The following is a 12,819-nucleotide window of genomic DNA, read 5'->3' on the forward strand; positions in this document are numbered from 1 at the left end:
CTATAGTATTTTTACAATCTCATTTCTTTCCAAGATCCCGGCACTTTACAGCACAGTCAATTACTTCGCTTCTTTTTTTCGTCTAAAGGTAATCACATTACTTAAATCAACTTCGCTCGAATCTGATTTGTTCAGAATCGCTGAAAGCTCACGATCTGTGAAACCGTTGTTTAACCACTTTCTTACGTTGACATTGAGATCTTCGAGTAAGCCACGCATGATTTTTGTTTGTAACGTATCAGCCAGTTTAACATCCAAACGTTCAAATTCAATTGCCATTAATGCATCTATCTCTAGTTCAAACTTCAACGCTCGATAGACGTGATAAGTAAAATACTCAGACCGCTCTTGATCATGGTCAAAGATATTCCTATACACATAATCGTACAATTTATTATAAGTCTCTCGATTATCTAGGTAGAAAAAATCAGTATACTTTAATAGTTGTTCTTCATTTGGTACGTAATAGAAATCATATTCCTTCGCCTGAAGGAACTTAAGATAATGATCAAACTGATAATTAATTTCATGCATAAAATATGTACCATACGTGTAAACCTCTGTATTAGGAATTTTCTCCTCGTCCCTGTTAAAATAGACATTTATGTCTTTAAGCGTAATTTTTTCGTCATTTAGATGATTGTAGATGTTCATAACAAGCTGCTTATCAATCATCCCATTTAGATTTGTTAAAGCATAAATGTACTTCGTTAATTTGTTCATCTCATCACCTTTTTCCATAATAATTTATTTAAAAATACTACGACATACACTTCAATTATATAGCATTTTTGGATAAAATTAAAGGATTTTTACCAATAGATTGTCTATAATTGTATACTCGTTCAACTATTTGTATACTTCTGTCTTCTCATCAGCTATAATACCAATTGGTATAAAACGAATTCAAAACCTAACTGTGGAAGGATTGTGGAGATTGAAAAAAGCAGCAACACTGTATTATATAACTATTATTCTCCTTATCATAAGTGTCTTACTAGTAGGTTGTTCTAAAGAAACTGATATGGAGAACGCTACAAATAACCAAACAGAAGATCACGTTACTGAGGAAGAAAATAATTCCGCAGCAAAAGATGAAGAGCAAAACATTGATGAAGAATCAAACCAAACAGCAGATGAGCAAGTTTCTGAGTCAGAGCAAGAAGACCACTCGACTGAACAAAAATCGGTCAATAAATTAAGTGAGTACTCTACCCAAGAAATTGAATATGCTCGTGTATGGTTGAATTTTGGCGCTAATCAAGATGTGGAATCATTATACGTTGTTCATATCCCTGCAGGTACATTACTCAATCCTGAAGAGACGGATATTAACGTTAAATATCCTGAAGATGTAATCCAAATTAGAGGCTCTCGACACGTAGACGGAGTGATTACTTATAGCGGTAATGGAGACGGAACAATTAATATATACAACATTCCTGCTCGTTGGTATGGTGGGATGACGCGCCCTGAAGATTTAGCCATTGATGATCTAATTGCAGATAGAGAAGACTTGATTAATAATACAAAATTAGCCTATATTGAACCAGGCGACGACGATGCTGTGATTGAACTAATTAAGAATATAGCAGTAGTTGAATGATGGTTTGTATGGTTAAAATAGACATAAACATCAGCTTAGTCAGTGAAAACTCTGTACTAAGCTGATTTGTTGTCGTTTTTAAAAAAGCATAAAGTTTAATTAGAAATAGATGAAACGGAGTCTGAAGTAGCAATGAATCAAGTAATTATTTGTATCGTTATACTCTTTTTTATAATTGGAGCGGTCGATCATATTATCGGTAATCGATTTGGCTTTGGGGAAAGATTTAAAGCGGGATTTATGACGATGGGGTCATTAGCGCTTGCCATGCTTGGTATCATCTCACTAGCACCAGTGATTGCAGATATTTTGCTTCCGATTATTAGCCCTGTTTATGATCTCGTTGGAGCAGATCCAGCAACATTTGTTAATACCATTTTAGCTATTGATATGGGTGGTTATGCCCTCGCTGAAACAATGGCCAAGTCGCAAGAAGCAGGTCTGTTCGCTTGGGTGTTCCTTGGAACAACGATTGGAACGACTATTGTTTTTACGATTCCAGTAGCATTAGGCATTATTAAAAAAGAAGACCATTGCTATTTTGCCCAAGGCGTTCTAATTGGGCTAATGACTATTCCATTTAGTATCTTTGTTGGTGGGCTCGTTGCAGGATTTAGTATCGAGATGATGCTGAGAAACCTCATCCCAACAATAATTATTTCTCTCTTAATTGGCATTGGTTTATGGATAAAACCTAATGCAATGATTAAAGGCTTTACTTACTTCGGTAAATTCATTGAACTTGTGGCGATTGTCGGTCTTGTCGCCATTATGATTGAAACAACGACAGGATTGATTGTGATTCCAAATCTAACATCGATAGAAGAAGGGATAAAAGTAGTTGGCATGATTGCACTCTTTCTCGCTGGGGCATTTCCAATGGTATTATTTATTTCAAAAATATTAAAGCAACCACTTAAAAGACTTGGATCCAATCTTGGTATTAACGAAATAGCCACTGCTGGACTAATCGCAACACTTGCCCATGCCATCCCAATGCTTGCTTTGGTAAAAGATATGGACCCTCGTGGTAAAGTCGTCAATATTGCTTTTTCAGTAAGTGCGGCCTTCACTTTCGGTAGTCATCTAGGCTTTGTAGCTGGAATCAATCAAGAGATGGCGTTCCCGATGATTATTGCGAAACTATTAAGTGGGATTAGTGCTATTTTCTTATCATTATTTATCTATCGAAAGCAAAAAATCTAGTAGATTACGTTCTTGATGTTTTTTAAAATCGGGTAAATAGTTTTACTAATGCTATGTATCCACTTATTCCAGTTATAGCACCTGCACTATCAATCATGACATCTTTTACTTGTCCAGCTCTACCCGGAACAAATAGCTGATGAAATTCATCTGAGATAGCATAAACAATACAGATCACTAATGAGATTAAGAATAGTGTATATGTTTTCATGCCGTTATTCTTTAAAGCATTGGTCACTAATATTCCTAAGATTAGATATGAGAAAAAGTGTGCACCCTTTCGAACAATATGATTAAATTTCTCAACATCTATATCTACGCTTGACGCGATGCTTTCGATAACGGCTAATATTCTTTCTGTAATTCCTGTACTTAAACTACTTGACTCGGCAGCTGGCTGGTGAGATAGATAAAAAATAACTCCCATCCACAAAATGACCAGCAACCACGATACTACTTTTCTTGTCATGGACTAAACACACCTATTCTTTAATTACTTGAATTTTACAACTACATTATGATAATGCAGGGGAGGATTCTCTGTTTCACTGATTATTTACTCTGTGTAACAAGGAACCGTTCCCCAATCATTCTATCATAGCTATTGCTATAAAAGATCATGCAAACTATCGATCATTTCTCGATAAAATCCTTGAATATGGCTAATTATATAGATCACTGTCAAGATAATGTAACCTCCCTAGTTTCAATTTGTGAGGCTTAGCTTAAATATTTTCTAGCTACAAACCTCAAAAATGTCATCCGCACTTATCCAGCAACTAATTGGCAGATCTATGCGGCTCCATTGCATATCAACCATGTTTAAGGCAATTAATTTAGCTTTCATGCAGTACATACACTTTATAAAAAATTACTAAGTACACGTTTATGCAAATGCTAGCTATGTTTTCATGTCTTATTAAGCATATGAGTGAGGGACAAGATTCTTGACCGCTAAGCTATGAGGATTGTTTTTCACCATTCAGAAGTAAAAGTAAGTTTGCTAGAATAAAAATTATTTTTTTATTGGTAAATGCTTGAATATCAATTTGCCATTCTAATTACATCGAAAGCTATTATTCAATTTCGCTAGACTATATTCATTATCCTGCTTTTTATTGAATTTTTTATCTCGATATTTGATAGACTTTTAGAGCATCAAAAAATCCCCACCTGATATTCAGATGGGGATTACTTTTGCTTAAAGCTCAAAAATTTTGCGTGTTTGAATTTAATTGTCTGTTGTTAATTCTGCCAATACTATCCTCTCACAAAAAGTCTGATAGAACCCCCTGCAGGCCCATTCGATTCTTTGTACCGACCTTGCTCATTGGGCTAAGAGGTGAGCCGATGTTGCGAAGTCCTCTCACGCTTGTGTCGTTTTAAAGGATTCCTTCGTGAAAAATTGTCTCACCTTTTTGAGCGATTGTTCATTGCTTTCGCTCTCTAGCCTTAATAGCGTAGCACTGTTACCTTGGTGTTATGATAAGCATCTGCGAATTAAAGTCCACCAGGTGCTCAACTTACTTCACGATCATTCTTTATGATTTAACACCAATCTCACTCACCGAAAAATTGTTTCGCCAGGCGTTGGCCTTGATCAATTTTTGCCCATTGCTCTTGTTCTGTCAGTTCATTTCCTCCGTCACATGAGGCAAATCCGCATTGATGTGAGAGGTATAGACGATCTTTATCAATAATCGTTGCTGCCTTTTCTAGTAAGTTTAGCGCGCGTGTTTCGTCATCTAGCGTGTTCGTTTTTGATGATAAAAGACCTAAGACAATTTCTGTTGTTGGTTTATCTTTAAATACTTCCAATGCTTCAATGGAACCGGCGCGTTCATCGTCCCATTCTAAGAAGAAACGATCATATTTAAGTTGTTTTAAGAATAGATGGGCAATTTTTTTGTAAGAACCGCCACCCATATTACGAGAGTCATAGTTTCCACGGCAGTTATGTGTCCACATTTTTAAACCTAGGCTGTGACCATAATCAATAATCGTATTATTTAGTTCAATGAAATCAGCTGCAAGTGCTTTTACTTCTTCTTGGTTAATCTGCTCACCCGTGTATGGCGAGTTTGGGTTATCGTCGGCAAAAATTGACCATAGGCAGTCATCAAACTGCAAGATCTTTCCGCCTGCTTTAACATAATCTGCGACAAATGTTTTGTAAGCTTTGATTAAGTCTTGTTTTAATGCCTGTGTGTCTTGGTAGATGGATTCTTTACCACCGATGTTGTCAGACCAAGATAACTCACCATAGATATGTGATGGTGATGGAACACATAGTTTCAGTGGATGATCTCCGGCTGCTTGTTTGAGTTGCTTGAAAATTTTAATAAAATGATGGTTTTGCGCGTCTAATTCAGCTGTAATTCTTAATCCGATGTCTCTTCGTGTTTCATATTTTCCAGTGCCATCGAGGTCACAGAAGAAATAGCCGTGGTCTGCGATATAGCGTTCAATACCTTGGAATCCCCAGACGAAATCTAAGTGCCATAATGATTTAGAAAATTCGCCGTCACTAATGACCGTTAGTCCGTGGTCAATTTGTTTTTGCACGACAGCTTTAATCGCTTCAGCTTCACATGCTTCATAACCTGAAAAATCAGCATAAAATGGATATGTAATATCATCCCGATGCTCAATCTTTTCTTTATAATCTAATAATCCCTTTGGTCTCAATAAACTACCGACAATCTGAAATCTTTCGCTCATGATAAATGCTCCTCTGTTTTTTGATATTTATTTGAATCGTATGTTAATTATTAAAGCACATCATTGGGATTATTACTAAGACATAAAAAATATGCCTAGCTATAGCTTTTAACTATAACTAGACATTTAATTTGACATCGTATGCTTTAATGACATCAATTAGTTCTCTCACATACAGTTTTGCCTGTTGGGTAAGTTGAATATCTTTATGCGTGATATAGCCTACTGTTATATCATCATCAACATCAAGTGGAACGGCGACGATATTATCACCATTTAAATCAGCACTCACAATACCTGTAGAGATCGTATAACCGTTTAATCCAATCATTAGATTAAAAATTGTTGCCCTGTCACCGACTTTAATATCCTTCTTCGCATACTCTGTACTCAGAATTTCCTCTGAGAAATAAAACGAATTAAACTCGCCCTGTTCATATGAAAGTCTTGGATAGTCCTCTAAATCTTCCAATGTCACAATTTCCTGCTGGCTCAGTGGATTCGTCGAACTAACAAATACATGCGGCTTAGCAGTAAAGAGCGGATGAAATCGTAAGTGATTTTCTTTCAGTAACTTATCGATGACCTGTTGATTAAAATTACTCTTATACAAAATCCCTAACTCACTCCGCAAATTTTTGACATCTTCAACAATCTCAAACGTCCGCGCTTCTCTCAATGTATACTCATATTCTAGTGCGTCAGTTTTTTTCACCATATTTACAAAAGCATTAACCGCAAAAGCATAATGTTGCATTGAAATCGTACACAGTCTACGTGACGGTGTTTTATTCAACCAACGCCGCTCGAGTAAATCGTGTTGTTCGACCACTTGCCTCGCATAACCTAAAAACTCAGTACCATCAATCGTTAAAGTAATCCCGCGAGGTGTTCGGATTAACAAATCCAAACCGATTTCAGCTTCCAATTCTTTAAGCGCTATCGATAAGCTCGGCTGGGAAATAAACAAATTCTCCGCCGCTTTGTTAATTGACCCATGTTTGACCGTTTCGATAAAGTACCTTAATTGTTGCAAAGTCATCGATTTACACATCCTTCTTAAAAATAGTTCAATCAGCAACGCAAGCAAAATTAAGTAACTATGACTGATAGCGAATGATTTATTGACCTCTCAGATCTACGCTAGGAAAATAATGTTTCTTATAGTTTAACACTATTGTGAATATTAAGATAATTATTCTATAAAAAAATAAACAATTCAGATTTGTAGGCTCACAAAATTGAATTGTTTATGATTTATTTTATAACCGCTCACTTGTTTAGTTGTTATGATAATATCCCACATACCAATCCACAAACTTAGCAAGTCCATCTTCAATACTCGTAGATGGCTTGAAGTTAATGTCTCTTTCTAAATCACTCACGTCAGCATAAGTTCTAAGAACATCTCCTGGCTGCATATCCATATATACTTTCTCAGCCTCTTTTCCAAGAGCAGACTCTAAAGCATTTATGAATCTCATAAGTTGCACCGGATTGTTGTTACCAATATTATAAATTTTATAAGGTGCAAAGCTTGTACTTAAATCGTCTTTACTTTCATCCCAATCTTTATTAGCAACAGGAGCTTTATCAATTAGCTTCACAATGCCTTCTACAATGTCATCAATATAAGTGAAGTCTCTTTCCATCTTCCCATGATTAAAGACTTTGATAGGCTTTCCAGCTAGAATGTCTTTCGTGAAGGAGAAGTAAGCCATGTCGGGTCTTCCATATGGTCCGTAAACTGTGAAGAATCTAAGTCCAGTTGTTGGGATACCATATAGATGACTATAAGTATGAGCCATTAGCTCATTTGACTTCTTCGTTGCTGCGTAAAGAGACACCGGGTGATCCACATTATGATTTGTAGAGAATGGTGCTACTTTATTGCCACCATAGACAGAGCTAGAAGAAGCATAAAGTAGATGTTCTACTGGGTAGTTTCTACAAGCCTCCAAGATATTCATAAATCCAGTCAGGTTAGAATCCACATACGCATAAGGATTCTCAATGGAGTACCGCACTCCTGCTTGAGCCGCTAAATTTATGACATGAGTAGGCTGGTAGGTTTCGAAGATATTATCCACTGCAGCCTTGTCTTTTAAATCTACTTTATGAAAATTAAAGTTATTATATTTTCCTAGGATTTCAAGCCTAGACTGTTTTAGGCTTGGATCATAATAGTCATTCAAGTTATCAATTCCTATTATCTGATAGGAATCATCTAGTAATTTCTTTGAAAGGTGAAAGCCTATAAATCCAGCTGCACCAGTTATTAGTATTTTCATTTACTATTTCCTCGCTTTCTAACAAAAAGGTTCATTTTTATTATTAGTTATCACTATTTCTCTTCGCTTTCAAACTCTTTAAAATGTTCCTTATCATTTTTTTGTTTATGATCAATGCAATAATCAAAGCTATGGTAAAATTCATGATGTTAAGTTTTGTGATATTTATATAATTAATTGCACTTACAGTTATTATCAGTAAAATACTAATCGCAATAGTTAGTCGATTGTATTTAATAGTCACAAATTTACGCACATCCCATATCCTATACACTACTATTACAAAATATGATGCTAAAGTGGACAATGATGCTGCGTAAAGGCCTATTTTTTTAACGAATATTATGTTTACAACTATATTTATAAATGCTCCTAAAAAGGCGGATTTTCCAACTTTACTACTTTTTTTAAATGCTACGTAAATCCCTCCAAAAAAAGAACCTAAACTATGGAAAAACACTCCCGAAAATAAAATAGGCATCTGATAATATGCTCTTTCATAACTACTATCAATGAACACGTTAAATATTACTGGTGATACAGTAATCAAAAGTAAAATAGCACCTACTAAAAAATTATAAAGTGCCTCAAATATTGAAGAATAGTACTCATTAATATCGTCATCTTTAATTGATACAGAGGCTGATTCCTGCCACGCTAAATTAAAATTATTATATACGAGGTTAAATAGATTTGGTATTTTATTAGAGATTGCGTATAAGGCATTATACTCTAATCCTAGGAACGTAGTAATTATCCATCTATCTGAAAGTCCAACTATCCACCAAGATATGGAATTTGGAAGTAAAGGAATAGAATAAACTAGCATTTCTTTTAAACTGTATTTGTTGAATGATGATATAAGTAAGTACTTTTGTATTCCTCCATATAAAAGTCCAAAAACAATTGCAAGGACAATTGAAATATTCAATGATATTAGCAGTCCCATGAATCCTAATCTTAACTTCCATACAAACAATATAATCATAAGAACATTCAATAGTGAATTAATTAATGTCATTGTTGAATAAATTCTTAATTGCTTCAAACCTCTATTAATCTGCAAAATGAATTTATACAATAAGTTAGTCACTGCAAATATTAATATCAATTGTTTTGACCAAAAGCTGAAGCCATTCAAGGCTATTGACCCTATTAAATACATAATTAATGAAACAATAATCACGTAGACTGATGAAGTAGTTACTATCTTAGCTTTTTCTTTAATTGTATCAATATCAATTAAAAATCTAAAAGTTGCTTGTTCAATTTGCAAAGTTATTATTGGTAAAATGAAGGACAAACTTGTAATAACTAGATCATAAGTTCCGTATTCTATCTTTGTTAAATAGCTTGTTAATATTGGTAATATTAGAAATGTAGCTATTTTAGGTAAAACTGTTCCAAAGCCTAAAATTATTGTGTTTAATATCAGCTTTTTCTCTCTACTCATTCTTTTCTCCAATTTTTAACGCTGCTATCAACAATTAATTTCTTCAAAAAATCCTTCTGTTCTCTTATAATTCCTTCATCATAGCTATTGTTTATTGCATCAATTAATTCAGTAATAACCTTTGCAGAATCAGAGTGCAGCTCAAAAACTCTCTCAGGCTTCTGTATATTTTCGTAAAAGTATTTAACTTTTTTATCCCACATAATTGAAACTCCAGGTACACCTAACGAACAAGCAACGATGTGACTGTGCAAACGGAAGGATATGATCCCTCTGAAACTTGAAATAATATCGACTAGCTCTTTAGGTCGTTTTGGGGCTTGCACTATATACCTGCTTAAATCCTCTTCTTTATAGTTCATGCTATACAAAATATGCTTTGCAAACTCATAATCTTTTGCAGGTCCATTACAAAACATTTTCCATTTAATGTTTCTTTCGTTTAGTTCATCAATTGTTTCTTCCAGAAATTTAACATCTCTTTATATCTCATGTTATGTGCAAACATAACACCAAGTCCAATAACATCAGATTCTTTTTTGAAAACATTATAAACATCCTTCGTCCACAGTGCTGGATCAAAAGTTCTTATTACTTTTATACTCTCTTTATCTAAAAGGGAATTTATGGATTCGATGTCATCACGGGAACTAATCATCTTCACATTATTAGAATTAAGTGCTTTCCCTAAAACAGTTCGCATTTTTTTACTTGTTATTTCACCATATCCACAGGCGTTAAATATGACAGGAATATCTCTATCATTCAAATATTTAACTACTGTGCTAATTGGAAATATAAACGTGTCCTTAAACATCTGACCACCAGCAAAAATTGCAATATCAAAGTCAGCATCGTCTAAATAGTCGCGAAAATATCCTGTTTTCCTTTTGTGACTCTTTTTAAATTTAAGATATTCGGTATCAATACCAATGTTTGTTAAACAAATACTAGCTTTCTTTTTAAAAGCAGAAATTCTTCCTGAATATATTAATTTTCCAGAACTACTCCAGTCCTCAAACTCCTTTTTACCAGATAAGTCTAAAAAACTAACCTCAGCATTCTGATTTGCTTCTTTTATCAAGTATTCAACAGATTCACATATAATAGGGTCACCTAAGTTTGTTGAATATCGCTCTCCGACAATTAATATTTTCATAAACACCATCCTAACGGTTAATTCTTAGCGTGATCCAAATAGAAATTTGTAATCCATTCAGTATTCGCTTTTATGTCATAATTGCTCTTAATGATATCTTCAGTTCTATCAATTCTAGCTTTATTCTTTGAGTATTTTAGAATCTCCTCAGCCCATTTAAGAGGCTCATCATTTAAACTTAAGGAGTGAAATAATTCACTGATATTGGCTTCTTTTGGAACAACATCAGATGCAAACACGTGCAAATCAGCTGCTTGAGCTTCTATTGCAACAATCCCTAAACCTTCGAACAGAGAAGGAAATAAAAAAACATCCATTGCCTGCATTAGTTCATTAACATCTGCCCGTGAACCCAACATGAATACTGATTTTTCAATTCCTAACTCTTCAATTTGTCTTTTTATATCTTCCTCAAGTCTGCCTACTCCAACTAATAGAAGTTTTGCTTTCTTTTCAATTTTTATCAGCTCATTGAAAATATTTATAATAAAACCATGGTTTTTCTGCTCAACAAATCTCCCAACATGTCCTATTACAAAGCTGTCTTCTACACCTAACTCTTTCCTTTTTTCTTTTCTAACTTCATCCTTATATACAAATTTTGTGGTATTTATAGCATTATTGAATATATTAACTTTCCCTTTATTAGTTTTCTTTTTGCCAAATCCCCACATAGCTGCATCCGCAGAGCAAGCAAACTTATCAGTGCAATATCTATCAATTATTAAACGATTATATCGATGCATAAATTCATGCATTAATCCTTTCGGTCCTTGTGTGTTATGACAATGTATAATTCGTGTACTAACTTTATTCTTTTTAGCGGATTTAATTGATTGGATATTTGTCATTGAACTGACATGTACATGAACTATTTGGTAATCATGTTCTCTAAAAAATTGATTAAGATCTGATTTATTCTTAAGAAATCCTTCTCTTCTCGATCTTACCCTATAAATTTTACCGCCTAGTCGAAGAATTTCTTCATCATACTCTCCTTCCTCATGCTTTGAAACTAAAAAATCAAATTGTATTTTAGTTTTATCAATATTTCTATAAATACTCATGAGCAAGGTCTCGATGCCGCCCCTATCCATCTTATTAACAACATGTAGTATCCTTAAAATTTCAATCACCTTCTCTCATCAATTTACAAGTTTAAAAAATACATTTTCATATGGCAGCATATATCCACCTCTAAACGAATCTCCAAAGTAAGCATTGTAACTGTACACTGCTGAGTACAGAATTATAAATACTAATACGAGTAGTTTTATCATATGGTCTCTATTAACTCTAATACTTGCTGGTAATAAAAAACAGATACTAATATTTACATACCAAACCATCCTACCTATTCCAATTACTGGCGCGAAAATCTCTGTAAACAACTTAATAATAAATAGGAAGAAATAAAATTGATAGCTTTTATTTTTGGCTACAAGCATGTTATAAAAAAATGAAAAGAGAATCAGAAACGGCAGTGAAGAAGTCAAAAAACCTAAGCTGATTGTTCCTGTTGAGTCAATATATCCTTGATATCTACTTGCAGAAATAAAAGGATATATTAAATATCTCACCCCATAGAATCCCAAAGGAATTAGAATCATAATTTTAATCAGAGTGCTATTTTTAAACCTATTAGTAATTTGATTAGGTTTAATAAACAGTGCTGCTAATGCAAATGGAGCTGAGTAATGAAACAAAGTAGCAATTAAAACCATCCAGATATATTTCTTTTTTTCGTTTTGGAGAATATATCTATAAGCAACAGCAATAATGGATACCGCTACACCCATTCTCATAATTCCAAAATAATAAAAGTATTGAGTCGAAGCAAAAATAAATACAGCAAGGCCTAAAGATATATTATCAATCTCATAACTGAAAGCTTTATAAAAACACGCTATAGTTATAGCTGCCGTTATAATAAATAACCATTGATAATCATTAAAAATGAAATATACTAATCTGTACAAAAGATAAAAACCCGGCTCAGTAGTGAAAGTTGAATAATAATCAATAAAACTCATGCTATTCGCAATATCGTAGCCTCTTATATAATTAGCACCATCAACGCCTATAGTATATTCTCTAAAACCCATAATAAATATAAGAATTGCCATCGAGATAAACCAAAAAAACTTATTAGGAATCCTTATACCTTTTTTATTTGTTCTTGAATACTTTTGAGCTAGGCTGGCAAACACACTCGACAATAGCACAGTAGCTATATAGACTGTATATGAACTAAACATTAACATCTCCCGACTTCCAATTAAATTTGATCATTCTAACGAATTCCTAAACTCTTCAAAAAACTCTCTTCTTCTCTCTTCGATAACGTTTTTATCGTACTTCTTTGACTCTTCATAATTCCTTG

General features: G+C 33.9%; 12 protein-coding genes. 2 read left to right on the plus strand and 10 right to left on the minus strand.

Translation table 11 applies throughout. From position 1 onward, the window contains the following. Positions 1-60 precede the first annotated feature (60 nt). Entirely contained in the window at positions 61-741 is a 681-nt protein-coding gene (locus AXY_RS10080) for a hypothetical protein (RefSeq protein WP_015010711.1), read from the minus strand. Between the two features lie 196 nt (positions 742-937). Here AXY_RS10080 and AXY_RS10085 point away from each other — a divergent pair, with 196 nt between their 5' ends. Both AXY_RS10085 and eutH read left to right on the plus strand, forming a co-directional pair. Continuing rightward, positions 938-1,606 carry a hypothetical protein gene (locus AXY_RS10085; protein ID WP_051007537.1) on the plus strand — a complete coding sequence of 223 codons (669 nt, stop codon included), beginning with the start codon at positions 938-940 and terminating at the stop codon, positions 1,604-1,606. Positions 1,607-1,738: 132 nt separating this feature from the next. Continuing rightward, the gene (eutH, locus tag AXY_RS10090; protein WP_015010713.1) at positions 1,739-2,812 is read left to right on the plus strand and encodes an ethanolamine utilization protein EutH; all 1,074 of its coding nucleotides are present in this window, start codon (positions 1,739-1,741) and stop codon (positions 2,810-2,812) included. A gap of 22 nt (positions 2,813-2,834) precedes the next feature. Here eutH and AXY_RS10095 read toward each other — a convergent pair whose 3' ends face one another. The 9 genes from AXY_RS10095 to AXY_RS10135 all read right to left on the minus strand — a co-directional run bounded on the left by AXY_RS10095 (position 2,835) and on the right by AXY_RS10135 (position 12,694). After that, a complete protein-coding gene (locus AXY_RS10095) occupies positions 2,835-3,281 on the minus strand; it encodes a VanZ family protein (protein ID WP_015010714.1) in 447 nt (148 codons plus the stop codon). 1,091 nt (positions 3,282-4,372) lie between these two features. Next, complete coding sequence (locus AXY_RS10100; RefSeq protein ID WP_015010715.1) at positions 4,373-5,533, minus strand: cobalamin-independent methionine synthase II family protein; 1,161 nt, start codon at positions 5,531-5,533, stop codon at positions 4,373-4,375. 118 nt (positions 5,534-5,651) lie between these two features. After that, the gene (locus AXY_RS10105; protein ID WP_015010716.1) at positions 5,652-6,575 is read right to left on the minus strand and encodes a LysR family transcriptional regulator; all 924 of its coding nucleotides are present in this window, start codon (positions 6,573-6,575) and stop codon (positions 5,652-5,654) included. Between the two features lie 238 nt (positions 6,576-6,813). After that, positions 6,814-7,824, minus strand: a complete 1,011-nt coding sequence (locus AXY_RS10110; protein WP_015010717.1) for an NAD-dependent epimerase — start codon at positions 7,822-7,824, stop codon at positions 6,814-6,816. Positions 7,825-7,867: 43 nt separating this feature from the next. After that, the gene (locus AXY_RS10115) at positions 7,868-9,277 is read right to left on the minus strand and encodes a lipopolysaccharide biosynthesis protein (RefSeq protein ID WP_015010718.1); all 1,410 of its coding nucleotides are present in this window, start codon (positions 9,275-9,277) and stop codon (positions 7,868-7,870) included. Further along, positions 9,274-9,639 carry a polysaccharide pyruvyl transferase family protein gene (locus AXY_RS12645; protein ID WP_172635009.1) on the minus strand — a complete coding sequence of 122 codons (366 nt, stop codon included), beginning with the start codon at positions 9,637-9,639 and terminating at the stop codon, positions 9,274-9,276. Before AXY_RS12645 ends, AXY_RS10115 begins: the two co-directional genes overlap by 4 nt. An 80-nt stretch (positions 9,640-9,719) precedes the next feature. Then, positions 9,720-10,436: a polysaccharide pyruvyl transferase family protein gene (locus tag AXY_RS10125; RefSeq protein ID WP_015010720.1), complete on the minus strand. Its 717-nt coding sequence runs from the start codon at positions 10,434-10,436 to the stop codon at positions 9,720-9,722. 17 nt (positions 10,437-10,453) lie between these two features. Then, on the minus strand, positions 10,454-11,533 hold the full coding sequence (locus tag AXY_RS10130; protein ID WP_269447597.1) for a glycosyltransferase family 1 protein: 1,080 nt from the start codon (positions 11,531-11,533) through the stop codon (positions 10,454-10,456). 48 nt (positions 11,534-11,581) lie between these two features. Beyond that, positions 11,582-12,694 (minus strand): EpsG family protein, encoded by a 1,113-nt coding sequence (locus AXY_RS10135; RefSeq protein ID WP_015010722.1) that lies wholly within the window; start codon positions 12,692-12,694, stop codon positions 11,582-11,584. Positions 12,695-12,819: the final 125 nt, after the last annotated feature.

Origin of the sequence: Amphibacillus xylanus NBRC 15112, from assembly GCF_000307165.1 — a bacterium.
Lineage (GTDB): Bacteria > Bacillota > Bacilli > Bacillales > Amphibacillaceae > Amphibacillus > Amphibacillus xylanus.